24 protein-coding genes are annotated in these 25,030 nt (G+C 48.1%); 11 read left to right on the forward strand and 13 right to left on the reverse strand.

The window, feature by feature from the left end; genetic code table 11:
• The first annotated feature begins 176 nt into the window (after positions 1-176).
• The 4 genes from lldP to trmL are packed head-to-tail and all read left to right on the forward strand — an operon-like array spanning position 177 to position 4,302.
• Positions 177-1,832 carry an L-lactate permease gene (gene lldP / locus OGX98_RS02735; RefSeq protein WP_045448778.1) on the forward strand — a complete coding sequence of 552 codons (1,656 nt, stop codon included), beginning with the start codon at positions 177-179 and terminating at the stop codon, positions 1,830-1,832.
• Positions 1,829-2,605, forward strand: coding sequence for a transcriptional regulator LldR (lldR, locus tag OGX98_RS02740; protein ID WP_045448779.1), 777 nt, complete (start codon positions 1,829-1,831; stop codon positions 2,603-2,605). Before lldP ends, lldR begins: the two co-directional genes overlap by 4 nt.
• Positions 2,602-3,789, forward strand: coding sequence for an FMN-dependent L-lactate dehydrogenase LldD (gene lldD / locus OGX98_RS02745; RefSeq protein WP_045448781.1), 1,188 nt, complete (start codon positions 2,602-2,604; stop codon positions 3,787-3,789). Before lldR ends, lldD begins: the two co-directional genes overlap by 4 nt.
• Before the next feature lie 39 nt (positions 3,790-3,828).
• The gene (gene trmL, locus OGX98_RS02750; RefSeq protein ID WP_045448782.1) at positions 3,829-4,302 is read left to right on the forward strand and encodes a tRNA (uridine(34)/cytosine(34)/5-carboxymethylaminomethyluridine(34)-2'-O)-methyltransferase TrmL; all 474 of its coding nucleotides are present in this window, start codon (positions 3,829-3,831) and stop codon (positions 4,300-4,302) included.
• A gap of 170 nt (positions 4,303-4,472) precedes the next feature.
• Here the strand turns inward: trmL and cysE are convergent, their stop codons facing one another.
• From cysE to OGX98_RS02775, 5 genes are all read right to left on the reverse strand, one after another.
• Positions 4,473-5,294 (reverse strand): serine O-acetyltransferase, encoded by an 822-nt coding sequence (cysE, locus tag OGX98_RS02755; protein WP_045448784.1) that lies wholly within the window; start codon positions 5,292-5,294, stop codon positions 4,473-4,475.
• 78 nt (positions 5,295-5,372) lie between these two features.
• Positions 5,373-6,392 carry an NAD(P)H-dependent glycerol-3-phosphate dehydrogenase gene (gene gpsA, locus OGX98_RS02760; RefSeq protein WP_045448786.1) on the reverse strand — a complete coding sequence of 340 codons (1,020 nt, stop codon included), beginning with the start codon at positions 6,390-6,392 and terminating at the stop codon, positions 5,373-5,375.
• A complete protein-coding gene (gene secB / locus OGX98_RS02765) occupies positions 6,392-6,859 on the reverse strand; it encodes a protein-export chaperone SecB (RefSeq protein ID WP_003024155.1) in 468 nt (155 codons plus the stop codon). The genes gpsA and secB overlap by 1 nt, the downstream gene beginning before the upstream one ends.
• A 47-nt stretch (positions 6,860-6,906) precedes the next feature.
• Entirely contained in the window at positions 6,907-7,158 is a 252-nt protein-coding gene (gene grxC / locus OGX98_RS02770) for a glutaredoxin 3 (protein ID WP_003024152.1), read from the reverse strand.
• A gap of 28 nt (positions 7,159-7,186) precedes the next feature.
• The gene (locus tag OGX98_RS02775) at positions 7,187-7,618 is read right to left on the reverse strand and encodes a rhodanese-like domain-containing protein (RefSeq protein WP_045448788.1); all 432 of its coding nucleotides are present in this window, start codon (positions 7,616-7,618) and stop codon (positions 7,187-7,189) included.
• A gap of 246 nt (positions 7,619-7,864) precedes the next feature.
• Here OGX98_RS02775 and gpmM point away from each other — a divergent pair, with 246 nt between their 5' ends.
• From gpmM to OGX98_RS02790, 3 genes are read left to right on the forward strand one after another with little or no spacing between them, the layout of a single operon-like run.
• Positions 7,865-9,409: a 2,3-bisphosphoglycerate-independent phosphoglycerate mutase gene (gpmM, locus tag OGX98_RS02780; RefSeq protein ID WP_045448790.1), complete on the forward strand. Its 1,545-nt coding sequence runs from the start codon at positions 7,865-7,867 to the stop codon at positions 9,407-9,409.
• A 33-nt stretch (positions 9,410-9,442) separates the two neighbouring features.
• On the forward strand, positions 9,443-10,702 hold the full coding sequence (gene envC / locus OGX98_RS02785; protein WP_231593101.1) for a murein hydrolase activator EnvC: 1,260 nt from the start codon (positions 9,443-9,445) through the stop codon (positions 10,700-10,702).
• A 3-nt stretch (positions 10,703-10,705) separates the two neighbouring features.
• Complete coding sequence (locus tag OGX98_RS02790) at positions 10,706-11,638, forward strand: divergent polysaccharide deacetylase family protein (protein WP_048223104.1); 933 nt, start codon at positions 10,706-10,708, stop codon at positions 11,636-11,638.
• Here the strand turns inward: OGX98_RS02790 and OGX98_RS02795 are convergent, their stop codons facing one another.
• The 3 genes from OGX98_RS02795 to kbl all read right to left on the reverse strand — a co-directional run bounded on the left by OGX98_RS02795 (position 11,639) and on the right by kbl (position 15,101).
• Positions 11,639-12,676 (reverse strand): glycosyltransferase, encoded by a 1,038-nt coding sequence (locus tag OGX98_RS02795; protein ID WP_045448796.1) that lies wholly within the window; start codon positions 12,674-12,676, stop codon positions 11,639-11,641.
• A gap of 193 nt (positions 12,677-12,869) precedes the next feature.
• A complete protein-coding gene (tdh, locus tag OGX98_RS02800; protein ID WP_048223107.1) occupies positions 12,870-13,895 on the reverse strand; it encodes an L-threonine 3-dehydrogenase in 1,026 nt (341 codons plus the stop codon).
• Between the two features lie 9 nt (positions 13,896-13,904).
• Positions 13,905-15,101, reverse strand: coding sequence for a glycine C-acetyltransferase (gene kbl, locus OGX98_RS02805; protein WP_045448800.1), 1,197 nt, complete (start codon positions 15,099-15,101; stop codon positions 13,905-13,907).
• Between the two features lie 215 nt (positions 15,102-15,316).
• Between kbl and rfaD the strand changes: the two genes are divergently transcribed.
• The 4 genes from rfaD to OGX98_RS02825 are packed head-to-tail and all read left to right on the forward strand — an operon-like array spanning position 15,317 to position 19,546.
• Complete coding sequence (gene rfaD, locus OGX98_RS02810) at positions 15,317-16,249, forward strand: ADP-glyceromanno-heptose 6-epimerase (protein WP_003827312.1); 933 nt, start codon at positions 15,317-15,319, stop codon at positions 16,247-16,249.
• 2 nt (positions 16,250-16,251) lie between these two features.
• On the forward strand, positions 16,252-17,298 hold the full coding sequence (rfaF, locus tag OGX98_RS02815; RefSeq protein WP_045448802.1) for an ADP-heptose--LPS heptosyltransferase RfaF: 1,047 nt from the start codon (positions 16,252-16,254) through the stop codon (positions 17,296-17,298).
• Between the two features lie 3 nt (positions 17,299-17,301).
• A complete protein-coding gene (gene rfaC / locus OGX98_RS02820; protein WP_286594789.1) occupies positions 17,302-18,264 on the forward strand; it encodes a lipopolysaccharide heptosyltransferase RfaC in 963 nt (320 codons plus the stop codon).
• A 10-nt stretch (positions 18,265-18,274) separates the two neighbouring features.
• Positions 18,275-19,546, forward strand: coding sequence for an O-antigen ligase family protein (locus OGX98_RS02825; RefSeq protein WP_286594790.1), 1,272 nt, complete (start codon positions 18,275-18,277; stop codon positions 19,544-19,546).
• 7 nt (positions 19,547-19,553) lie between these two features.
• Here the strand turns inward: OGX98_RS02825 and OGX98_RS02830 are convergent, their stop codons facing one another.
• The 5 genes from OGX98_RS02830 to waaB all read right to left on the reverse strand — a co-directional run bounded on the left by OGX98_RS02830 (position 19,554) and on the right by waaB (position 25,028).
• A complete protein-coding gene (locus tag OGX98_RS02830; RefSeq protein ID WP_286594791.1) occupies positions 19,554-20,651 on the reverse strand; it encodes a glycosyltransferase family 9 protein in 1,098 nt (365 codons plus the stop codon).
• 31 nt (positions 20,652-20,682) lie between these two features.
• A complete protein-coding gene (waaZ, locus tag OGX98_RS02835; protein ID WP_286594792.1) occupies positions 20,683-21,537 on the reverse strand; it encodes a 3-deoxy-D-manno-oct-2-ulosonate III transferase WaaZ in 855 nt (284 codons plus the stop codon).
• A 331-nt stretch (positions 21,538-21,868) separates the two neighbouring features.
• Positions 21,869-22,885 carry a glycosyltransferase family 8 protein gene (locus OGX98_RS02840; RefSeq protein ID WP_286594793.1) on the reverse strand — a complete coding sequence of 339 codons (1,017 nt, stop codon included), beginning with the start codon at positions 22,883-22,885 and terminating at the stop codon, positions 21,869-21,871.
• Between the two features lie 38 nt (positions 22,886-22,923).
• Complete coding sequence (gene waaO, locus OGX98_RS02845; protein WP_286594794.1) at positions 22,924-23,943, reverse strand: lipopolysaccharide 3-alpha-galactosyltransferase; 1,020 nt, start codon at positions 23,941-23,943, stop codon at positions 22,924-22,926.
• Entirely contained in the window at positions 23,943-25,028 is a 1,086-nt protein-coding gene (gene waaB / locus OGX98_RS02850) for a lipopolysaccharide 1,6-galactosyltransferase (RefSeq protein ID WP_286594795.1), read from the reverse strand. The genes waaO and waaB overlap by 1 nt, the downstream gene beginning before the upstream one ends.
• Positions 25,029-25,030: the final 2 nt, after the last annotated feature.

Raw genomic sequence — 25,030 nt, forward strand, 5'->3', positions numbered from 1 at the left:
CTCACATTTCATTAAAATTAGCCTACAATACCGTTGCCAATAAATAACATTTGATTAACCATTCATTGTCATTATCCCTACACAACAATATTGGCAGGGCCACTTTTACACATAATGTGACCAGCAGATGAGCACAGACTCATCCCATTATGTCGGAGGCCCTCAGGAGACCTGCAATGAATCTCTGGCAACAGAACTACGACCCAGCCGGTAACATCTGGCTCTCAAGCTTGATCGCATCACTCCCGATCCTTTTCTTTTTCTTCGCGCTGATTAAGCTCAAGCTGAAAGGTTATGTCGCTGCATCGTGGACGGTGGTGATTGCCCTGTCGGTTGCCCTGCTGTTCTACAAAATGCCAGTCGATCACGCCCTGGCTTCGGTGGTGTACGGCTTCTTTTATGGCCTGTGGCCGATAGCCTGGATCATCATCGCGGCGGTATTTGTCTATAAAATCTCGGTCAAGACCGGGCAGTTCGACATCATCCGCTCCTCAATACTGTCGATTACACCTGACCAGCGCCTGCAAATGCTGATTGTCGGTTTCTCATTTGGTGCATTCCTCGAAGGAGCCGCAGGATTTGGCGCTCCGGTCGCAATAACCGCCGCGCTACTGGTAGGTCTGGGCTTTAACCCTTTGTATGCAGCAGGTTTATGCCTGATTGTGAACACCGCACCAGTCGCTTTTGGTGCGATGGGCATTCCGATTCTGGTCGCGGGTCAGGTTACCGGACTGGACAGTTTTGAGATCGGCCAGATGGTAGGCCGTCAGCTGCCATTCCTGACAATTATCGTACTGTTCTGGATTATGGCGATTATGGATGGATGGCGCGGGGTGAAAGAAACCTGGCCTGCAGTCATGGTCGCGGGCGGTTCCTTTGCCATCGCTCAGTACCTCAGCTCTAACTTCATCGGGCCGGAACTGCCGGATATCATCTCCTCTCTGGTATCGCTGGTCTGTCTGACGCTGTTCCTGAAACGCTGGCAACCTGTGCGCATCTTCCGCTTTGGCGATATGGGTGCTTCACAGGTCGATCAGACGCTGGCCCGCACCAACTACACTGCCGGACAAGTTGTCCGCGCGTGGTCGCCGTTCCTGTTCCTGACGGCAACAGTAACCCTCTGGAGCGTACCGCCGTTTAAAGCGCTATTTGCACCAGGCGGCGCAATGTACCACTGGGTAGTCAATATTCCGGTTCCGTTTCTCGACAAGCTGGTTGCCCGCATGCCGCCCGTGGTGCATGAAGCAACGGCCTATGCGGCGGTGTACAAGTTTGACTGGTTCTCGGCAACCGGCACCGCCATTCTGTTTGCCGCCTTGTTGTCTATCGTCTGGCTGAAAATGAAGCCGTCCGCCGCTCTCCAGACCTTTGGCAGTACGCTGAAAGATCTGGCGCTGCCAATCTACTCCATCGGTATGGTGCTGGCATTTGCGTTTATCTCTAACTACTCCGGGCTTTCTTCAACGCTGGCATTAGCGCTGGCGCACACAGGCAGCGCTTTCACCTTCTTCTCACCGTTCCTTGGCTGGCTGGGAGTATTCCTGACAGGTTCGGATACATCGTCAAACGCGCTGTTCGCGGCCCTGCAGGCAACAGCAGCCCAGCAAATTGGTGTCTCAGATGTTCTGATGGTGGCAGCAAATACCACCGGCGGCGTAACCGGAAAAATGATTTCTCCACAATCTATCGCCATTGCCTGTGCGGCTGTGGGACTGGTGGGGAAAGAGTCTGACCTGTTCCGCTTTACCGTGAAACACAGCCTGATTTTCACCTGTATGGTGGGTGTTATTACCACCCTTCAGGCTTATGTCTTAACCTGGATGATTCCATGATTGTGATGCCCAGACGCTTGTCAGACGAGGTTGCTTCTCGTGTGCGGGCGCTGATTGAAGAGCAAAGACTGGAAGCGGGCATGAAATTGCCCGCCGAGCGCCAACTGGCCGTACAGCTGGGTGTGTCGCGCAACTCACTGCGCGAAGCACTGGCAAAACTGGTGAGCGAAGGCGTACTGCTCAGCCGTCGTGGCGGCGGGACGTTTGTCCGCTGGCAGCATGAAGCCTGGTCTGAGCAAAATATTGTTCAGCCCCTGAAAAGTCTGATGGCGGACGATCCCGATTACAGTTTCGATATTCTGGAAGCCCGTCACGCCATCGAGGCCAGCACCGCCTGGCACGCCGCAATGCGTGCCACGGTCGCTGATAAAGAGAAAATCCGGCTCTGTTTTGAAGCAACGCAAAGTGAAGATCCGGATCTCGCTTCACAGGCAGACGTTCGCTTTCATCTCGCCATTGCTGAAGCCTCGCACAACGTGGTGCTGTTACAAACCATGCGCGGTTTCTTCGACGTCCTACAGTCTTCGGTGAAACAGAGTCGTCAGCGTATGTACCTCGTCCCCCCCGTATTTTCAAAACTTACGGAACAACATCTGGCGGTACTGGATGCCATTGTCGCCGGGGATGCCGACGGGGCACGCAAAGCGATGATGGCGCACCTCAGTTTTGTCCACACCACGATTAAACGATTTGATGAAGATCAGGCCCGCCAGGCGCGTATCACACGCCTGCCCGGTGACCATAATGAGATTAGCAGGGAGAACAACACATGATTATTTCAGCAGCCAGCGATTATCGCGCCGCAGCCCAACGCATTCTGCCCCCTTTCTTGTTCCACTACATTGACGGTGGTGCGTATGCGGAGCATACCCTGCGTCGTAACGTGGCAGATTTATCAGAGGTGGCGCTCCGCCAGCGCGTGCTGAAGAACATGGCAGACCTCAGTCTGGAAACTACCCTGTTCAACGAAAAACTGTCGATGCCGGTCGCTTTAGCGCCGGTTGGTTTGTGTGGCATGTATGCACGCCGGGGTGAAGTTCAGGCCGCCGCCGCTGCTGATGCCAAGGGTATTCCGTTTACCCTTTCGACGGTTTCCGTTTGCCCAATTGAAGAAGTCGCCCCGACCATTAAGCGTCCAATGTGGTTCCAGCTGTACGTCCTGCGCGACCGCGGTTTTATGCGTAACGCCCTGGAGCGCGCCAAAGCAGCGGGCTGCTCCACGTTGGTCTTTACCGTTGATATGCCTACCCCCGGCGCACGTTATCGTGATGCCCATTCTGGTATGAGCGGCCCGAATGCAGCAATGCGCCGCTACTGGCAGGCAGTAACTCATCCACAGTGGGCGTGGGATGTCGGCCTGAACGGCCGTCCGCATGATTTAGGCAATATCTCAGCCTATTTAGGTAAACCAACTGGCCTTGAAGATTATATCGGCTGGCTGGCGAATAACTTCGACCCTTCCATTTCCTGGAAAGACCTGGAGTGGATCCGTGAATTCTGGGATGGCCCGATGGTGATCAAAGGGATCCTCGATGCGGAGGACGCCCGCGACGCCGTGCGCTTTGGCGCGGATGGCATCGTCGTCTCTAACCACGGCGGCCGCCAGCTTGATGGCGTGCTGTCTTCTGCACGCGCGCTGCCCGCCATTGCCGACGCAGTAAAAGGCGATATCGCGATTCTGGCAGATAGCGGCATTCGTAACGGTCTGGACGTCGTGCGTATGATCGCACTGGGGGCCGACAGCGTTCTGCTGGGTCGCGCGTATCTGTACGCTCTGGCAACCCATGGCCAGGCGGGTGTGGCGAATCTGCTGAATCTGATTGAGAAAGAGATGAAGGTGGCGATGACGTTGACCGGCGCGAAATCGATCGGTGAAATCAGCAAAGACTCACTGGTGCAAGAGCTTAGTAAACTTCCGATGGCGCTGGCACCGCTTGCCCATGGGGACGCGGCGTAGTGAAAATGCTATGCTGCCCCCCGCAATTAAGGGGGCAGCATGCTTAACATCGTTTTATTCGAACCAGAAATTCCGCCGAATACCGGCAATATCATCCGCCTGTGTGCTAACACCGGGTTTCGTCTGCATATCATTGAGCCGATGGGTTTTACGTGGGACGACAAACGCCTGCGCCGCGCAGGGCTGGATTATCATGAGTTTACGGCGGTGGTTCGCCATCACGATTACGCCGCGTTTATCGAAGCCGAAAAACCGCAGCGCATGTTCGCCCTCACCACCAAAGGCACCCCAGCACATAGTGCTGTGAGCTATCAGGATGGTGATTATCTGATGTTTGGCCCGGAAACACGCGGCCTGCCAGCGACAATTCTGGACGCCCTGCCAGCCGAACAAAAAATCCGTATTCCAATGATGCCGGACAGTCGCAGTATGAACCTGTCAAATGCGGTATCGGTGGTGGTGTATGAGGCCTGGCGCCAGTTGGGCTATCCTGGAGCAATATTGCGAAGTTGATTTTGAAGGATGGCGGCTGGCGCCTTATCCGACCTACGAACGAATTTGCCATTTATTTTTCGAGCGTTATCGGCGCAGTCAGGTTGGACACGGACTGCGCGCAGCCACCGGAGCGTACACGCAGTACGTGAGGATGGCGAGCACAGCCCGGGTTCAAGATGAGCTCGAAATCAGATGCCGTCGCCGTACTCGAACGTATGGTGTATGCCATTGAAATGCTGATCCATATCCATAGATGGCTTATCACTGTCGGGTTTGCCGACAATCCGTGCTGGAACGCCTGCGGCGGTGGTGTGTGGCGGTACAGGCTGTAAGACGACAGAGCCTGCGCCAATCTTCGCGCCGCGTCCAACCTCTATGTTGCCGAGAATTTTCGCTCCCGCGCCAATCATCACGCCTTCACGAATTTTCGGATGGCGATCGCCCCCCGCTTTCCCCGTCCCGCCAAGCGTCACGGATTGCAGGATGGAAACATCGTTTTCAATTACCGCGGTTTCACCGACCACAATACCGGTAGCGTGATCGAGCATAATCCCGCGGCCAATTTTTGCCGCCGGGTGAATATCGACCTGGAAAGTGACTGACACCTGATTTTGCAGGAAGATCGCCAGCGCCTGTCGCCCCTGATGCCACAACCAGTGACCGATGCGGTAGGCCTGCAAAGCATGAAAGCCCTTCAGGTACAGAAGTGGGGTTGAGTATTTATCAACGGCCGGGTCACGAGTGCGCACAGCCTGAATATCGCAGGCCGCTGAAGCAATCATTTCTGGATCAGCCGCGTAAGCTTCTTCCACGACTTCGCGGATAGCAATCGCAGGCATTATTGGAGAAGCAAGTTTGTTCGCCAGCATATAACTCAGCGCACTGCCGAGGTTTTCATGCTTGAGCAGCGTGGCGTGGTAAAAACTGGCCAGCATTGGCTCACAGTCAGCCAGTGCCCGGGCTTCCGCTTTAATATTTTTCCAGACAATATCCAGTTCTTCACACGGCATTGCATACTCCAGAAGGTAGCAAAACGACCGACCCGTTCTATGCGGGTCGGGTCGTTATAGTAAAACAGATCCTGATAGCTAGTGGTTACTACGCTCGTCCTTGCGTGCACGACCTAATAACGTCAATGCTGCCTCGCGCGCGTTTTTTCCGCAATACAATACTTGATAAATTTCCTCGGTTATTGGCATTTCGACACCAAAACGGTGCGCCAATTCACGAACTTCTTTCGTATTACGGTAACCTTCAACCACCTGGCCAATCTTGTCCTGCGCGCCCTGCACATCCATACCCTGACCAAGCATCATGCCGAAACGACGGTTACGTGACTGGTTATCGGTACAGGTCAGCACCAGATCGCCTAAACCTGCCATTCCCATGAAGGTGGCAGGATCGGCCCCCAGCGCCACGCCAAGGCGCGACATCTCGGTGAGACCACGGGTAATCAATGCCGTACGCGCATTGGCGCCAAAACCGATGCCATCAGACATCCCCGCGCCAATCGCAATCACGTTTTTCACCGCGCCGCCAAGCTGAACACCAATGAAGTCCGGGTTGCTGTAGACACGGAAGCTTTTGCCACAGTGCAGCAATTGCTGCAGATCGTCAGCAAAGGTATCGTCCGTCGAAGCCAGAGAAATCGCGGTAGGCATACCCGCCGCCAGCTCTTTAGCAAACGTTGGGCCGGAAATGACCGCCAGCGGGATAGCATCCCCCAGCGCTTCACGCGCGACGTCCTGTAACAGGCGTCCCGTTTCCGCTTCCAGACCTTTTGTCGCCCAAACCAGGCGCGCATCAGAGCGCATCAGCGGTTTGATCTGTCGCAGCACTTCGCCAAAGACATGGCTCGGCACCACTACAAGAATATTACGGCTGGCTGCCAGCGCCGTGGCTAAATCACTTTCCAGGCGCAGCGTTTCAGGAAAAGGCACATCAGGGAGGAACGCGACGTTGCAACGATCGTGCTCAAGAGTCGCGATATGTTTGGGATCATGGCCCCACAGAACAACCTGATGGCCATTTCTTGCCAGGGTGATGGCAAGAGCGGTGCCGTACGAGCCGGCACCAATCACAGTCATTGAAGCATTACTTTGGTTCATCAGGCATCCTGATGTTCTTCAGTACCTTCACCAGCCTGCTGCTGCAAATAGTTCATGAACAGCGCATCGAAGTTGACCGGCGCAAGGTTCAGTTGCGGGAACGTACCGCGTGAAACCAGGCTGGTGATGCATTCGCGGGCATATGGGAACAGAATGTTCGGGCAGTATGCACCCAGGCAATGCGCCATCTGAGTCCCTTCAATACCACTGATGGAGAAGATACCGCCCTGCTGAACTTCGCACAGGAACGCAGTTTCTTCACCCAGAGAAGCCGTTACGGTGACACGCAGCACAACTTCATACACATCATCTGCCAGTTGGGTAGATGCAGTATCAAGATCAAGTTTAACCTCTGGCTGCCAATCTTTCTGGAAAACATGCGGTGCATTTGGCGCTTCGAAAGATACATCCTTGGTATAAATACGTTGGATCTGGAAAGCCATTTCAGTGTTGTTTTGTTCTGACATGTTTAGAAAACCCTTTAGTGTTGTCCTTTAAATACTTTCTGTACGCCTTAACGCAGCAGGGGATCCAGTCCACCACGCGCATCCAACGCATACAAGTCGTCACAACCGCCAATGTGCTGTGCATCAATAAAAATCTGCGGAACCGTCGTACGGCCACTGCGCTTGATCATCTCTTCACGCTTCACGGCATCACCGTCAATCGGAAGTTCCTGGAAACTCACACCCTTGCTGTTCAACAGCGCTTTTGCGCGGTGGCAAAACGGGCAGGTTGCTTTGGTATAGATCTCGATGTTGGCCATGACTTCTCTCCGATATTACCTTACGGTGCTATTTGCCGCGAACCAGTGGCAGGTTTTCACCACTCCAGCCTGCTACACCGTCTTTCAGTACAGATACCTGCTCAAAACCAGCTTTGATCAGCGCGGTTGCAGATTCCTGACACTGCATGCCGGAGCCATCAACCACAATGACCGGTTTGGCCTTGTGTTTTTCAAGCTCACCAAAATTGTTGGCTTTGATTTCGCTTGGCAGCAGGTTCGTGGAGCCTGCGATATGACCTTTGCGGAAGTCATCGCGCTGACGTAAGTCCACAATAACCGCATCTTCTTTATTGATAAGACGCGTAGCTTCACCACGTGTGATTACCTTCACTTTCGAGGTCAGGCTTTTAAACGTAGTAAATAATACAGCCGCCAGTAACGCAATCCAGGCGATACTCAATACAGGGTGGCGACTAACAAATTGCATAATTTCTTGCATGGGGGGTAACAACTCCCGACTTAGTGATTAAAAAACAGGGAAAGAGTATACCTGCGCGTTGGCGCAAATACAGCCAGAGCGTGCATTGGATTGCATTTTTGCGGAGCGCTACCGAAAAAAAAACGTAAATCAGAGCGCTCCCCGGACCGCTCTACCCCATTATTTGATCTTCTGGGGCTATTTTATCGATTCAGCTGTAGTAAAATTACGCAATTACTTTTGTCTATTGAGTGTGAGGTTGTCGCAATGTCGGTTTCTAAAAAACCTATGGTACTGGTGATTCTGGATGGCTATGGCTATCGTGAAGACAGCCAGGATAATGCCATCTTTAATGCCAAAACCCCGGTGATGGATGCTCTGTGGGCAAAACGTCCGCATACCCTGATTGATGCGTCTGGTCTGGAAGTCGGGCTGCCTGATCGCCAGATGGGCAACTCCGAAGTGGGCCACGTCAACCTGGGTGCGGGCCGTATCGTGTATCAGGACCTGACTCGTCTGGATGTTGAAATCAAAGAACGTACCTTCTTCGCTAACCCGGTGCTGACCGACGCGGTTGACCAGGCAAAAAATAGCGGAAAAGCAGTACACATCATGGGTCTGCTGTCTGCTGGTGGCGTACACAGCCACGAAGATCACATCATGGCGATGGTTGAACTGGCTGCAGAACGCGGCGCAGAAAAAATCTATCTGCACGCCTTCCTCGATGGCCGCGATACCCCACCGCGCAGCGCTGAAAAATCCCTGCAAAAATTCGAAGAGAAATTTGCTGCACTGGGCAAAGGCCGCGTAGCGTCCATCATTGGTCGTTACTACGCAATGGACCGCGACAACCGTTGGGATCGCGTTGAACAAGCGTATGACCTGATGACGCTGGCACAGGGTGAATTCCAGGCTGATACTGCGGTAGCTGGCCTGCAAGCTGCTTATGCCCGCGATGAAAACGACGAATTCGTGAAAGCGACCGTGATCCGTGCTGAAGGCCAGGCTGATGCCGCAATGGAAGACGGCGATACGCTGATTTTCATGAACTTCCGTGCTGACCGTGCGCGTGAAATTACCCGTGCGTTTGTTAACACTGATTTCGATGGTTTCGCACGTAAGAAAGTCGTTAACCTCAACTTTGTGATGCTGACTGAATACGCGGCTGACATCAAAACTGCCGTTGCCTATCCACCAGCATCTCTGGCTAACACTCTTGGCGAGTGGATGGCGAAACACGACAAAACGCAGCTGCGTATTTCCGAAACCGAAAAATATGCACACGTCACCTTCTTCTTCAACGGCGGCGTAGAAGAGCCGTTCAAAGGCGAAGAACGCATCCTGATCAACTCCCCGAAAGTTGCTACCTACGATCTGCAGCCAGAAATGAGCTCCGCAGAACTGACCGAGAAGCTGGTTGCCGCGATTGAGAGTGGTAAATACGACACCATCATCTGTAACTACCCGAACGGCGATATGGTCGGCCACACCGGGGTGATGGAAGCGGCAGTTAAAGCAGTGGAAGCGCTGGATCACTGCGTTGAGCAGGTAGCCAAAGCGGTTGAATCCGTTGGCGGCCAGTTGCTGATTACCGCAGACCACGGTAACGCTGAGCAAATGCGCGATCCGTCTACCGGTCAAGCACATACCGCACATACCAACCTGCCAGTTCCGCTGATTTATGTGGGCGACAAAAACGTCAAAGCAGTCGAAGGCGGTAAACTTTCCGATATCGCCCCGACCATGCTGACGCTGATGGGTATGGAAATCCCGCAAGAGATGACTGGTAAGCCGCTGTTCATCGTGGAATAATCCCTCCCCATGAGGGGAAAGGCGATTAATACCATCACATGGGCCGTGAAATTGCGAAAGTTTTCAGTCAGGCCCTTGTTCTACGCCAGCGCGCTTAGCGCTGGCGTATTGTTGTGCGCCTTTTCCGCCCACGCGGACGAACGCGATCAACTCAAATCTATTCAGGCCGATATCGCGGCAAAAGAACGCGCGGTACGCCAACAGCAGCAGCAGCGCTCCACCCTCCTCGCCCAGCTTAAAGTCCAGGAACAGGCTATCGCCGTTGCCGCGCGTCAATTGCGCGAAACGCAAAATTCGCTGGCGCAGTTGAATGCACAAATCGCTGAGATGAATGCCTCAATAGCAAAACTGGAAAAACAACGCGCAGCGCAGGAGCGCAGCCTTGCGGCCCAACTGGATGCCGCGTTTCGTCAGGGTGAGCATACCGGTATCCAGTTAATCCTCAGCGGTGAAGAGAGCCAGCGTGGACAACGTCTACAGGCCTATTTTGGTTATCTGAACCAGGCGCGGCAGGAAACAATCGCCCAGTTGAAGCAAACTCGCGAAGAAGTCGATGCGCAGAAAGCCGAACTGGAAGATAAGCAGAGTGAACAACAGACGCTGCTGTACGAACAGCGCGCTCAGCAGGCTAAGCTGGAACAGGCCCGTAATGAGCGCAAAAAAACGCTCGCAGGGCTGGAGTCATCCATCCAACAGGGTCAACAGCAGTTAAGCGAGTTGCGTGCCAACGAATCCCGTCTGCGCAACAGTCTTGCCCGGGCTGAAGCCGCCGCCAAAGCACGCGCTGAACGTGAAGCTCGAGAGGCGCAGGCTGTACGCGATAAGCAGCAGGAAGCGTCACGCAAAGGCTCTACGTACAAGCCGACCGAAAGTGAAAAATCACTGATGTCTCGTACCGGCGGTTTGGGTTCACCACGCGGTCAGGCATTCTGGCCTGTACGCGGCCCGACTTTGCATCGCTATGGCGAACAACTGCAAGGTGAGCTACGTTGGAAAGGGATGGTTATCGGCGCTTCCGAAGGTACCGAAGTAAAAGCCATTGCTGATGGCCGCGTTATTCTGGCGGACTGGCTACAAGGCTACGGTCTCGTCGTCGTGGTTGAACATGGTAAAGGCGATATGAGCCTGTACGGTTATAACCAAAGCGCACTGGTCAGCGTGGGTACGCAGGTTCGCGCCGGGCAGCCGATTGCCCTGGTGGGTAGCAGTGGTGGTCAGGGCAGACCTGCACTCTATTTCGAAATTCGTCGCCAGGGTCAGGCGGTCAATCCACAGCCGTGGTTGGGAAGATAAGTTTTGCCTCAGTTTCATCGCATATTGTTCTCACTCGCCAGCCTGCTGGCATTCGCAACCCCTGTTTTTGCTGGCAAACTCGCTATCGTCATTGATGATTTCGGTTATCGCCCGCACACTGAAAATCAGGTACTGGCGATGCCGTCAGCGATCTCCGTCGCCGTATTACCTAACGCCCCACATGCACGTGAGATGGCGACCAAAGCGCATAACAGTGGCCACGAAGTCTTGATCCACCTGCCAATGGCGCCGCTGAGCAAGCAGCCGCTGGAAAAAGATACTTTGCGTCCGGAGATGAGCAGCGACGAGATTGAGCGGATAATTCGCGACGCGGTGAACAAAGTGCCGTATGCCGTCGGACTCAACAACCATATGGGCAGCGCGATGACTTCCAGCCTGTTTGGGATGCAGAAAGTAATGCAGGCGCTGGAGCGCTACGATCTCTACTTCCTGGACAGCATGACCATCGGCAATAGCCAGGCCATGCGTGCGGCTGCAGGAACGGGTGTGAAGGTCATCAAACGCAAAGTCTTCCTCGACGACACACAAAACGAGGCGGACATTCGCCGTCAGTTTAATCGCGCAGTCGATCTTGCCCGCCGCAACGGTTCCGCTATTGCCATTGGGCACCCTCACCCTTCTACAGTACGTGTCCTGCAGCAGATGGTTTATAGCCTGCCAGCTGATATTACGCTGGTGCGCCCGAGCAGCCTGCTCAATGAACCGCAGGTGGACACCTCCACGCCAAATCTGACGACACCGAAAAACGGCGCGCCTGATGCACCGCGAAATCCTTTCCGCGGAGTAAAACTGTGCAAGCCGAAAAAACCGTTAGAGCCGGTTTACGCCAGCCATTTCTTTAACGTGCTTGGAGAAAGCATCACCCAAAGCACGCTGGTGCAGTATATGAGACTGCAGTGGCAGGGCTGGCAGTAATCAGTCTTTCAGATTGAGCGTTAAATGGGCCAGTCGGCGCGGAGTCAGTGATGTATCGCGCCACTTGCTAAACCGGATGGCCCACAGAAGCACCTGATAACCCAGTTTGACGCTGCAAATATTACTCACCATGCGCTTAAACATACCAGAGGCGAAAACCTCGGCAATCATGCGCTGACGAATCTTTTCGTCAGGCTCTTTACGTATGCAATGACAAACACGCAGCGCTTCGTAAATCACCTGCTGTTTGAACTCTGGATAAATCGGGATCCGTCCGGCGTAATCATGATTCATCTTATCCAACAGACGGGTAATTTTTATGTAATGACGCTGATAGGCCAGGTTTTTCAATCCCGTACGTTTCAAACGGCTAACAGAAGCGCCGTGCAGGAAGTATTTATACAGCGGAACTTCCGTGTAGCGCGCACGTTTAGCGTTAAACATAAACTCCGTAGTCCAGATAATATCCTGATGGTGGAGGCCGGAAAGAAAAGTCAGCCCAGCGTCACGGATGGTTTGATGGCGGTAAACGCCCATCCAGACCACATGTCGCCAGCGGCGACTGGCTAACGCTTTTCGCAACCAATCCGGCCCGGTCATCACCTCGGTAGAGCGAATACGATCGGTTGGAATAGATGCCCAGGTATGGCCTGTTTCCGCAATACACCAGTCCGCGTTGCACTGCGCAACATCCAGATTGTCCTTCAGCGCCATAGTCATCAGCGTTTCGTACATTTCCGGATAGGCAATATCATCGCCGTCAACGTAAGCGATGTATTCACCTTTCGCAATCTTCATGCCGGTATTTCGCGCCGCCGAAACGCCCCCATTACGCTGGTGTAACAGATGAACGTGCGGATAACGATCCGCATAAGTCTGAGCGAGCTCCGCCGAGTTATCCGTAGAGCCATCATTAACAATAATGATTTCCAGATTTTTCCAGGTTTGCGCAATCAGCGAATCCATACACGCAATGAACGGTTCACCCGTGTTGTAAAGCGGCATAATGACGCTCAGGAGACCAGGGGTATAGGTCATATAAAATCCTGTCAGACAGTATAATTAACGGCAATTTTAAACATATTAAGCGGCAAATGATCAGAGATAATGAGTCATATCTTTGACGGAAAATGCGCCGGACATGTGGGATCGTGCAAACAAAAAAATCCCCGGAGATTTAACGATAATAAATATCCGGGGACAACGCACAGAATCCATTGAATGGATATGGTTAATCCCAGCTCAGGATCACTTTCCCTGACTGACCTGAACGCATTGCGTCAAAGCCCTGCTGGAACTCATCGATAGAGAATCGATGCGTGATGATTGGCGACAAGTCCAGGCCAGACTGGATCAGGGCCGCCATTTTGTACCAGGTTTCAAACATTTCGCGACCGTAGATACCTTTAATAAACAGTCCCTTAAAGATAACCTTTGTCCAGTCGACTGACATGTCTGACGGTGGGATCCCCAGCATGGCAATACGGCCACCATGGTTCATGGTGTCTAGCATGGCGCGAAACGCTGGCGGCGCACCGGACATCTCCAGACCCACATCAAACCCTTCAGTCATCCCCAGTTCGACCATCACATCGGTCAGATTTTCTTTCGATACATTGACCGCGCGAGTGATACCCATTTTGCGCGCCAGATCCAGGCGATACTCATTAACATCCGTAATCACCACGTGGCGTGCGCCAACATGCTTCGCTACCGCTGCGGCCATAATACCGATAGGGCCAGCACCAGAGACCAGCACGTCTTCACCCACCAGATCGAATGACAGAGCCGTATGCACGGCATTGCCGAACGGATCGAAGATAGATGCTAAATCATCGGAAATATTATCCGGGATTTTAAACGCGTTAAACGCCGGGATCACCAGATATTCTGCAAAGCAGCCAGGACGGTTCACGCCGACACCAGTCGTATTCCGGCACAGGTGAGTACGCCCACCGCGACAGTTACGACAATGTCCACAGGTAATGTGACCTTCACCGGAAACACGATCGCCGATTTTAAAACCTTTAACTTCCTGGCCGATACCGACAACTTCGCCGACATATTCATGCCCTACTACCATCGGAACCGGGATGGTTTTTTGCGACCATTCATCCCAGTTATAAATGTGAACGTCAGTCCCGCAGATGGCTGTTTTACGGATTTTAATCAGCAAATCGTTATGACCGACTTCCGGTTCAGGAACGTCAGTCATCCAAATGCCCTCTTCCGCTTTCAGTTTGGATAACGCTTTCATTTCACATCCTCAGGCAATAACGCCCAGTTGTTTACCAATGCGTGTGAACGCGTCGACAGCACGCGTAATCTGCTCAGGAGTATGCGCCGCAGACATCTGGGTACGGATACGCGCCTGGCCTTTCGGAACCACCGGATAGAAGAATCCAGTAACGTAAATCCCCTCTTTTTGCAGCTCGCGGGCAAAGTCCTGTGCTACCACAGCATCACCCAGCATTACCGGGATAATGGCGTGATCGGCACCGGCCAGCGTAAAGCCAGCAGCTGACATTTGTTCACGGAACTGACGTGCGTTCGCCCACAGACGACCACGCAGTTCGCTACCTGCCTCGACCATCTCCAGCACTTTGATGGAAGCAGCAACAATTGCCGGGGCCAGAGAGTTAGAGAACAGATACGGGCGCGAACGCTGACGCAGCCACTCCACCACTTCTTTACGTGCCGCAGTATAACCACCAGATGCGCCACCCAGTGCTTTACCCAGCGTCCCGGTGATGATGTCCACACGCCCCATCACGTCACAATACTCATGAGAACCGCGACCGTTTTCGCCGACAAAGCCAACCGCGTGGGAATCATCAACCATCACCAGCGCATCGTATTTGTCTGCCAGATCGCAGACGCCTTTCAGGTTTGCAATCACGCCATCCATGGAGAAGACGCCGTCGGTGGCGATTAGCACATGGCGAGCCCCCGCTTCACGAGCTTCTTTCAGGCGAGCTTCCAGCTCCTGCATATCGTTATTGGCGTAACGGAAACGCTTCGCTTTACACAGACGAACGCCGTCGATGATTGATGCGTGGTTCAGGGCATCGGAGATAATCGCATCTTCTGCACCCAGCAGCGTTTCGAACAGGCCGCCGTTGGCGTCGAAACAGGAAGAGTAAAGAATGGCGTCTTCCATCCCCAGGAATGTAGCCAGTTTTTGCTCCAGTTGCTTATGGCTGTCCTGGGTTCCGCAAATAAAGCGCACCGACGCCATACCAAAGCCGTGAGAATCCATACCCGCTTTTGCTGCCGCAATCAGTTCCGGGTGGTTAGCCAGTCCCAGGTAATTGTTCGCACAAAAGTTAATAACGTGGCTTCCGTCTGCCACGGTGATATCCGCCTGCTGGGCAGACGTAATAATGCGCTCTTCTTTAAACAATCCTTCCGCACGTGCGGTTTCCAGATCGTTCGTTAACTGCTTGTAAAAATTCCCACGCATTGCAATTCTCCAGACTGGGCAAATTTCAGCACATATTACCCAAAGCTATACGTTGATACGAGATGACGCATCATCACTTCTTTAAAATGAAGCATAAATCACGTGTACCCGCACAGCTTATCTGTGAATGGCTGAAGCCAGAGCCATGTAGTGATATGATTAGAGACATTCGTGTCTGAGATTGTCTCTGACTCCATAATTCGAAGGTTACAGTTATGATCATCGTTACCGGCGGCGCGGGCTTTATCGGCAGCAACATCGTTAAGTCCCTGAATGATAAAGGCATCACCGATATTCTGGTGGTGGACAACCTGAAAGACGGCACCAAGTTTGTGAACCTGGTGGATCTGAATATTGCTGACTACATGGACAAGGAAGACTTCCTGATCCAGATTATGGCCGGAGAAGATTTCGGCGATATTGAGGCGATTTTCCACGAAGGCGCATGCTCCTCCACCACCGAGTGGGACGGCAAGTACATGATGGACAATAACTATCAATACTCTAAAGAGCTGCTGCACTACTGCCTGGAACGCGAAATTCCGTTCCTGTACGCCTCTTCTGCCGCCACCTACGGCGGTCGTACTTCTGACTTCATCGAATCCCGCGAATATGAGAAACCGCTGAACGTCTACGGCTACTCAAAATTCCTGTTCGACGAATATGTGCGTCAGATCCTGCCTGAAGCAAACTCCCAGATCGTTGGCTTCCGTTATTTCAATGTCTACGGACCGCGTGAAGGCCATAAAGGCAGCATGGCAAGTGTGGCTTTCCATCTCAACACCCAGCTCAACAATGGCGAAACACCAAAGCTGTTTGAAGGCAGTGAAAACTTCAAACGTGATTTCGTCTATGTCGGCGATGTTGCAGCGGTAAACCTGTGGTTCCTGGAAAATGGCGTTTCCGGAATCTTCAACCTCGGTACTGGTCGGGCAGAATCTTTCCAGGCCGTCGCGGACGCTACGCTGGCGTACCACAAAAAAGGCAGTATTGAGTACATTCCGTTCCCGGAAAAACTGAAAGGCCGTTACCAGGCATTTACCCAGGCGGATCTGACTAACCTGCGTGCTGCGGGCTATGACAAACCGTTTAAGACCGTTGCCGAAGGCGTAACGGAATATATGGCCTGGCTGAACCGCGACGCGTAAGTATGAAAATTTTGGTGATAGGCCCGTCATGGGTGGGCGACATGATGATGTCGCAAAGTCTCTATCGCACGCTCAAGGCGCGCTATCCCCAGGCGATAATCGACGTGATGGCACCTGCATGGTGCCGTCCGCTGCTGTCGCGTATGCCTGAAGTCAACGAAGCCATCGCCATGCCGCTGGGACACGGTGCGCTGGAGATCGGCGAACGCCGTAAACTCGGTCACAGTATGCGTGAGAAACGCTATGACCGTGCTTACGTGCTACCAAACTCTTTTAAATCCGCTCTGGTGCCGTTCTTTGCAGGCATTCCCCATCGTACAGGCTGGCGTGGCGAGATGCGCTACGGCTTACTCAACGATGCGCGCGTGCTGGATAAAGAGGCCTGGCCGCTGATGGTCGAACGCTATGTGGCGCTGGCCTACGATAAAGGCGTGATGCTTTCCGCCAAAGATTTACCGCAACCGCTGTTATGGCCACAACTGCAAGTCAGTGAAGGCGAAAAATCACTGACCTGTAACCAGTTCTCCCTCTCTGCTGAACGCCCAATCATCGGTTTTTGCCCTGGCGCAGAATTTGGTCCGGCGAAACGCTGGCCTCACTATCACTATGCTGAACTGGCGAAGCAACTGATCGACGAAGGCCATCAGATTGTGCTGTTTGGCTCGGCCAAAGATCATGAGGCCGGCAATGAGATTCTGGCAACGCTGAACACCGAACAGCAGGCGTGGTGTCGTAACCTGGCTGGCGAAACGCAGCTGGAACAGGCCGTTATTCTGCTTGCCGCCTGTAAAGCTGTTGTCACCAATGACTCCGGCTTAATGCACGTTGCCGCGGCGTTGAACCGACCTCTGGTAGCATTGTATGGCCCAAGTAGTCCTGACTTTACCCCGCCGTTGTCTCACAAAGCGCGGGTCATTCGTCTGATTACGGGTTATCACAAGGTTCGTAAAGGGGATGCAGCAGAAGGTTATCACCAGAGCCTGATTGACATCACTCCCCAGCGTGTACTGGAAGAACTCAATGACCTGTTGTTACAAGAGGAAGTCTGACGGATGCGGGTTCTGATCGTTAAAACATCGTCAATGGGCGATGTACTGCATACGTTGCCCGCATTAACGGATGCGCAGCAGGCCATTCCGGATATTCAATTTGATTGGGTAGTGGAAGAAGGGTTCGCCCAAATCCCCGCCTGGCATTCGGCCGTTGACCGCGTAATTCCGGTGGCGATTCGCCGCTGGCGCAAGGCCTGGTTTTCCGCACCGATTAAAGCGGAGCGTAAAGCCTTTCGCGATGCAGTTCGTTTGCAGCAGTATGACGTGATAATTGATGCACAAGGCCTGGTAAAAAGCGCCGCGCTGGTCACGCGTCTGGCGCGTGGCATCAAGCATGGTATGGACTGGAGCACGGCACGCGAGCCCCTGGCGAGTCTTTTTTATAACCGCAAACATCATATTGCCAAACAGCAGCATGCCGTTGAACGAACCCGAGAACTGTTCGCAAAAAGTCTGGGATATGCCAAACCACAGTCACAAGGTGATTACGCTATCGCGCAGCATTTTCTGAATGAACTTAATGCCGATGCGGGACAGTATGCGGTCTTCTTGCATGCCACTACGCGTGATGATAAGCACTGGCCAGAAGCGAACTGGCGGGAGCTGATTGGCCTTTTAAATAATGCAGGCATACGCATTAAGCTCCCCTGGGGTGCTCCTCATGAAGAAGCGCGGGCCAGGAGACTGGCTGAGGGATTTGATTACGTAGAGGTTCTACCGCGAATGAGCCTGGAGGATGTGGCCCGGGTATTAGCAGGCGCTAAATTTGTCGTCTCAGTTGATACCGGATTAAGCCATTTAACTGCCGCACTGGATCGACCGAATATTACGCTGTATGGCCCGACGGACCCTGGGTTGATTGGGGGATATGGGAAGAATCAGGCTGAGTGTCGCTCGCCGGAAAATAATTTAGTGCTACTTAGTGCTAATTCGGTCTGGGGCAGAATATCATCATTATTATAAAGGTCAAATAATGCAAACCTTAATGCATAATAATTTACATAAACCCAACACGCAAAACATATCTTTGGGGTTAGAAATAACAACGTACTTACTTTGTTTTATCACCCTTATTGTTGCACTGTTGGATAATAATTTGAGTATGAAACTTTATAGTATTACTGCAATTTTAAGTTTATTTGCTCTCATATCCAGAGGAAAGCCAAAAAATTACAACATGCAATATTGGTTGCTCTCGCTGGCAGTGTTGATTATTGGTATTACTAACTTAATCTGGTACTCCGCATTTAAAGTAGATAACTCACCATTTAGATCGACTTATCATAACTATTTGAATACTGCGAAGATATTCATAATGGGCGCATTTTTAGTTTTACTTGTTCTCTCATCAAAAATAAAAATTAAGAGAGAGGTACCCTTATATATTATGTACACACTATCATTTATCATTGCGGGTTATGCTTTCTATATAAAATCAACAACGGGAGCAATCCGCATTGATTTCGGCATTGGAACTGCTACAGGTGCAGCTTATTCGATCATGTTTGTAGGGATTACCAGCGCTGTATCTGTTCTTTACACCAGACGCAACCATCCAGTCTTTTTCATTTTGAATATCATAGCTGTATTTTACGCATTAGCACTAACTCAAACCCGTTCATCATTATTATTACTTCCAATTATTAGCGCGTTATCTTTGGCATTATTTTACATGAAATCACCGAAAAAACTTTTTTTCTCAGCGATCGGTTTTCTCATTTTAATGACAACGCTTATCATTGTTTTCAGCAAACCACTATATGATCGATACCACGAAGCTGTAGTCGATTTAAATCTATATAGCAACGACAACAGCAATAGTTCATTGGGCGCGCGCTTCGCGATGTACGAGATTGGATTCGATATTTTACGCGAAGATCCATTTGTAATGAGATCGGCTGAAAGCCGCGCTCAACTAATGACCGAACGGGCAGAAAAACAAACATATCTAAGTGGTGCACTAGAATATTCTAATATCCATCTTCACAATGAAATTATTGAAAGTGCGTCTCTGAAAGGAGTTGCAGGTGTTATCTCGACAATATTTTTATATATCGCTTTATTTTACACTGTCTATAAATATAAATCTTTGGGGCTTTTTGCATTCACACTAGCTATAATAGGAACTGGCCTCAGCGATGTTATCATCTGGGCCAGAAGTATCCCAATCATTATGATATGCGCTATCGTGTTATTACTTTTTATAAAAAAAATAAAAATTGAAGATACTAATCTAGTAGATTAACACTTTATTAAGAAGTGGACTGATGCTCACTTCTTTTATATTCAAACAAAGTATCAATAGAATTGACAATAACATCAGGGCTGATATCTTTTACAGTGAAAGAAGATGAAACAACTTGTATTGCATTACAATTATTTGGTGCCCATATTAGATGAGATGGATAAGAGGGATGTCGAGAGTTTGGATATAAAGCTAATGTGGGAATTTTATATGCCGAGGCAATATGGACCAGTGCGGTATCCACTGATATAACAAACTTACTATACTTGGTTAATGCTACCGTATAAATGAAAGCATCATAAGGTAGTATCTCTATTCCTGGTATAGAAATTGACTGCAAATCTTCCGGCAAGCCAGTGAAAATAACTCTATATTTTGGACATATTTCTCGGACGCGCGAATAAATATTATAAATTTGCTCCGATGTTAACCGACATATTTTTTTAGCACCCAATGGGTTGATAATTACAATGTTTGAATCTCCAACAAAGTTGGTGATCTTATGTTCTATATTATCAGGTAAAGGTAAGTCATAACTAAGATCAAATATTTCACCTGACTTGTTGCTATACAGATGGGAGAGTATTTTATTAGCCCGCGTACACATATGTTCAGTCAATTTCTCATCGTGCAGGTCATAAGAAGAATAGTAGCGCTGATACCATTTATCAAAACCGAGTATATAAGAAGATCGTAGACTGAACAGCAGTAAACTATGACCAAAAGAAGGCATTGTTTCAAATGGATCCAGTACAATATCAAAATGCTGGCATCGTAACTGATTACATACTTTTACCAACCCATTTATATTATTAGATTCCTTGATATAAAACTGATGAATTTTACTATTGCCAGAAAGAAATGCTTTTCCAGTTACTGTTGTTAGCACAGATAGTTTAACACCACGCTTTTCAAGCTCTCGATAAAGTGAACTCAAAACAATCAAATCGCCGATTTTATTGTTATCATGGATAAGGAGACATGAGTGAATATTCTTTGAATTAACATCCTCATTTCTTTTTTTATTAAGGAATAAAGACAATAAATTTATTTTTATTTTATTAATAAAAAATCTTCTTTTTTTATGAAAAGTTCCTAACCGCATTTTTAATTCCACGCATCAATGATAAAAAATCTTAACCTACATAATAGCTAACACTACCATCAAGAGTAACGTTTTTATCCTTAGCAATTTTTTTACAGGAAAAGCTTAATATATCATCGGGTTTAATAAATGGAATAACATCATATCCAATAGCTGTATCGTCAGATAAATTATAAATATTTAAATCATCGATATGGTCATGCATAAACCCGAAGAAAGGGAGGATTTTATTTAAATCACGACTTAATTCAGAAGGCATTGGATTATTATGTTCATCATAAAAACGAGAGCAATTCCCTGTCAAATCTAATCCAGAGCAAATTATTCTATCAAATGCTAATGAGTATGCGATCTGAATTGCGGCAAAAGCAATAGTGTGGCATGAACAATACCCAACGCTGATATCTTTGCTAAAACCAACAAGCCTGCCTTTTTTAGATACTGGTATTGATATTAATAAATTTTTATGAAACTTTTTCAAATAACTAAATTTAATTTTCTTAAAGAACCCGCCTTTCTCTCTTTTATAATAAGAACGGAGAATAAAGCAATTTTTCAATATATAGAGTTTATCCTCTGCCGAAGCATTCTCATAAACATCAACGTTAACGATTGTATAACGACTTCGCTGACTATATCTATAGAAATCATCGCGCCGCTGGTGAAGGAAACGGACATCAGTAAGCACATAGATATAGGGTGCGATATTATGACTCAGTAAGTATTGTGCCGAGCCATTAACTGCAATTACATCTTTTATTTGTAGGAGGCTCAAAGGAGTTTTCTTAGATGTTGGGCCAGAAAGAAATATAATTACATCATCAGATGTTTTATTATCGATGAGCTCTTCAACATCTATTTTGTCAATGTATTTGATATTCTTCATGATAAACCTGTAAATGATAAAAGCTCCACATAATGTCCATTGTAATTTAACAAATCGTGAACAAAGACATGCTCAAAAACCAGACAAAGAATAATATACTTCACCATTATTCATTTTAATCATCTCATCGTAACTTTAGCTAAGTTAATACATAAGAATGAAATGGCCAAAGGTTCTTATGAATATTATTGTGCATTAATAAATCAATTCGTTCTTTCGTTTTCCGTGGCACCAAATCTACATAAGAATAATAGTTAGTTAATATGTTACAAGGTCTACTTTTAGTAGTGTAAGCAACATTGTTTTTACTTACAATAATAACAATACTTGATTATTTGTTGAAATGTTTCCTACGCAGATATAATATCCCTGCCACAATCCCAGATAAAAATTTGCCTTGCGCAAGAAGATGTTTGTATCTCTTTTTATATTCAATAATACTTTTCGCATCTCTACCCAAATTATCTTTCCAAGGAGATAAATCAGCCGCTTTTTGATAATATTTAACTGAGGGATATACTGCCCATTTATGCCAAGGTTTTGTTGCACCAGTGTAATGAATCAATAATGTATTATCTAAGATAATATTTTTATACTTTTGATGCGTTTTATCACTCAATTCACTTTTTATCGTATAGATTGTATTGTATTTTCTTGGCAAGAATATAGTCTTTCCTTTCAAAAGCACATTCATAACGTCTTGGTCAGGATATTTATATGTGCTATTCTTATCCAATAGTATAGATAGTGCTTTCTCTGTTAATTTGTACTCAATCCATTTCCGCAAATTCGCGTATACCACACCAGAGTTAAAGTACTTCCCTCTCAATTCAGGATCTGATAGCCGTGCAACCGCTTTTTCCTGCATTGGTTCAACATCTGTAACAACTGCAACCACTGCATCGTCTAAATTAATGGTTAATAAATCGCTAATATCACCTTTGCATACCACATCGGCGTCAAGATAGAGCAATCTATCCAACTTCAAGCTCAGCGAATTAAATGCAAAAAGCCGAAAATACATCGCTCTAGACCATACTTGCGTACTGGGTAGATTTGTAAGTTGATCAACATTAATAGTATAGAGTGATATTTTTACATGATATAACTCTGCAAGATCATGAATTTTTTTCAGATATGCATCATCATATTGTTCGGCGATAATATAAAAATCCACATTAATATGTGAATTATTTATTAATATTGATGTGATGGAAACACCCACTCCATCAAGGTAGTTAGCATCAACACCATATGCAATATTCAGTTTGCCACACGAATTTGAAGGGAAAATCCTACTATCATAAATTTTAAATTCATTAATACCTATTACAGGAAAATCGTCCACAAAGCTATCCTTCCATCATCATTTCACAGTTAATATTATTAATGAGCGATTTTTTTTATAAAATACCAAAAATAGCTAACCAAACCATTTATATAACGCCCCTTTTTTAACATGTGCTTAGCACAGTACCTTAGCTGATTGCTATTTATCGGTTTCAATAGCGGAACATCCACCCAGGGTGATGCTTTTTTCGCATCGATAAATGGTTGTGATACAGGATAGTCGCCAGCCCAGTTATGCCATGGTTTTGTTGGACCGATATAATGAATAAACACGGTGTCATCTTTTATTGGGTTAAAAAAATCATCTTTTAATTGATAATTGAGGCTAAACTGAGTATTAAACTTTGTATTGGAAAAATACAATTTATTTGCCAGTAGAATATTAAGCACATCCTGATCCGGATGAGTTATCTTGTTTGTAATCTCTGGATCAGAGAGCATTTCAATTGCAAGTTCAGAAACCCTCTCTTTAGCCCACAGAGGTAAATTTATTAATAAAAAACCTGAATTAAAGTAACCATTCGCAATACCAGATACACCCAAAATTTCTGAACGCTTTATCCACCAGTCACTTTCACCTTCAGTCACAACCATGGCAACTTCATTATTAGGGAAAGAAAAATTGGATAATTCGTCAATACTTCCTTTGCAAATTATATCTGCATCGAGGTAAAGAAGTTTATTTGCCTTGTTAATAAAATAGTCAGCTATAGCAAATCGAAAATATATCGCATATGTCCAGTTTTTTGTGTTGGGTAGTGTACGCAAATGTTCGCAATTTATTAAATAGATCGTTATTCTTGTTTTATATTGTGCAGCGAGCGCATCAAATATTTTAATATCAGAATCACTGAAAGAATCAATAAAAACATGAAACCGTAGATTTTTTCCTGGATTATACTTTAATATAGATGCAATCGATATTCCACAACCAAAAAGAAAATTTTGATCAACACCATAGGTAATATCTAAGCAGATACTTGTTACATTGCCCTGATGGTTACAATCAATCGTAGAAGTGAGAAAATCTGATTCTTTAAAGTGGGCTTGCTGCATTATTCTCTCCGGGAAACAGCAGAAAAAATGGTTTTACTCAATCGTTCAAAATAGGCTGAACTATAAAACTCCCGGATAGTTAAAGGAATATGTTTATGCTCTAATTGAATACCTCCAGAAGTATACTGATTGAGCAGCGATACAAATCCTTTAATATCACCAGGCTGATACATATGACCATTGATACCTGGCTGAATAATATCTTCAGGCCCTGAGATACAATTAGCACTGATGCAAGGTACACCGTAAGACATAGCTTCAAGCAATGTCATAGGGAACCCCTCAAAAGAGGAGGTGAGTAGTAATGCACTGACTTTTTTAATCTCTTTCTGCACAACTTCCCATGGTTTTGCCTGCCAACCATACCAAGTAATACGGCCATCAATGTTTAGTTTTTTACCATAAGCTTTACATTTTTCAAAATCGGAACCATCACCAAGAACATGCAGGTGCCATTGCCCCTCAACCTGCGATAACCCTTCCAGCAAATCTTTGATCCGCTTCTGGCCCTCAAACTTCATGCGACCAATATAGATAAAGTTCGCTGGTTCATTCATTTCACTGGCTGGAATAGTGATCGACTTAGGTTCGACAGGATTATAAATCACACTAATGGCTGATTCAGGGATTCCGTGCGCCATCATCTGCTTTTTAATGCCCGAACTTATCGCTAAATGTTTGTCGGCATAAGTCACAAATTCGGCGTGTTTCTTATGATCGAGAGAAAAATGCGGCCATGAAAAAACAGGAAAATTCATTCCAACCAGCTTACGCGCCTTATCTGCATAAAGACAGGATACAACATCTATGCACACAACAACATCAGGCTTATTTTCTCTAAGCCAGTTGCTAAAAGCATGTATATGCTTCGCTCTACGTAAAAAACCTAATCGAATATTAGAAAATGAGCATTTATAATCAAATCCGTTCAACCACTCCTTATCCATTTTGTCGTTGCGACAAAAGAAAAACATTTTGCACTCTGCGTCCGGAAGGTTACTGTAGAATGAACGAACTACATCTTGAATAACTGTCTCCATTCCACCGAAACCAGAGACAGCTTCACCGATAAATGCTAATTTCATAG

The organism is Citrobacter sp. Cm046 (assembly GCF_030333065.1).
Lineage (GTDB): Bacteria > Pseudomonadota > Gammaproteobacteria > Enterobacterales > Enterobacteriaceae > Citrobacter > Citrobacter murliniae.

What these genes read in the sequence shown, in the direction of transcription:
- OGX98_RS02830 (WP_286594791.1), bottom strand. Translation starts at nt 20,651, where the DNA reads ATGCGGTTAGGAACTTTTCATAAAAAAAGAAGATTTTTTATTAATAAA.
- tdh (WP_048223107.1), bottom strand. Translation starts at nt 13,895, where the DNA reads ATGAAAGCGTTATCCAAACTGAAAGCGGAAGAGGGCATTTGGATGACT.
- lldD (WP_045448781.1), top strand. Translation starts at nt 2,602, where the DNA reads ATGATTATTTCAGCAGCCAGCGATTATCGCGCCGCAGCCCAACGCATT.
- waaO (WP_286594794.1), bottom strand. Translation starts at nt 23,943, where the DNA reads ATGCAGCAAGCCCACTTTAAAGAATCAGATTTTCTCACTTCTACGATT.
- OGX98_RS02825 (WP_286594790.1), top strand. Translation starts at nt 18,275, where the DNA reads ATGCAAACCTTAATGCATAATAATTTACATAAACCCAACACGCAAAAC.
- OGX98_RS02795 (WP_045448796.1), bottom strand. Translation starts at nt 12,676, where the DNA reads ATGACCTATACCCCTGGTCTCCTGAGCGTCATTATGCCGCTTTACAAC.
- kbl (WP_045448800.1), bottom strand. Translation starts at nt 15,101, where the DNA reads ATGCGTGGGAATTTTTACAAGCAGTTAACGAACGATCTGGAAACCGCA.
- cysE (WP_045448784.1), bottom strand. Translation starts at nt 5,294, where the DNA reads ATGCCGTGTGAAGAACTGGATATTGTCTGGAAAAATATTAAAGCGGAA.
- gpmM (WP_045448790.1), top strand. Translation starts at nt 7,865, where the DNA reads ATGTCGGTTTCTAAAAAACCTATGGTACTGGTGATTCTGGATGGCTAT.
- rfaC (WP_286594789.1), top strand. Translation starts at nt 17,302, where the DNA reads ATGCGGGTTCTGATCGTTAAAACATCGTCAATGGGCGATGTACTGCAT.
- lldP (WP_045448778.1), top strand. Translation starts at nt 177, where the DNA reads ATGAATCTCTGGCAACAGAACTACGACCCAGCCGGTAACATCTGGCTC.
- waaB (WP_286594795.1), bottom strand. Translation starts at nt 25,028, where the DNA reads ATGAAATTAGCATTTATCGGTGAAGCTGTCTCTGGTTTCGGTGGAATG.
- lldR (WP_045448779.1), top strand. Translation starts at nt 1,829, where the DNA reads ATGATTGTGATGCCCAGACGCTTGTCAGACGAGGTTGCTTCTCGTGTG.
- grxC (WP_003024152.1), bottom strand. Translation starts at nt 7,158, where the DNA reads ATGGCCAACATCGAGATCTATACCAAAGCAACCTGCCCGTTTTGCCAC.
- rfaD (WP_003827312.1), top strand. Translation starts at nt 15,317, where the DNA reads ATGATCATCGTTACCGGCGGCGCGGGCTTTATCGGCAGCAACATCGTT.
- gpsA (WP_045448786.1), bottom strand. Translation starts at nt 6,392, where the DNA reads ATGAACCAAAGTAATGCTTCAATGACTGTGATTGGTGCCGGCTCGTAC.
- OGX98_RS02775 (WP_045448788.1), bottom strand. Translation starts at nt 7,618, where the DNA reads ATGCAAGAAATTATGCAATTTGTTAGTCGCCACCCTGTATTGAGTATC.
- rfaF (WP_045448802.1), top strand. Translation starts at nt 16,252, where the DNA reads ATGAAAATTTTGGTGATAGGCCCGTCATGGGTGGGCGACATGATGATG.
- waaZ (WP_286594792.1), bottom strand. Translation starts at nt 21,537, where the DNA reads ATGAAGAATATCAAATACATTGACAAAATAGATGTTGAAGAGCTCATC.
- trmL (WP_045448782.1), top strand. Translation starts at nt 3,829, where the DNA reads ATGCTTAACATCGTTTTATTCGAACCAGAAATTCCGCCGAATACCGGC.
- secB (WP_003024155.1), bottom strand. Translation starts at nt 6,859, where the DNA reads ATGTCAGAACAAAACAACACTGAAATGGCTTTCCAGATCCAACGTATT.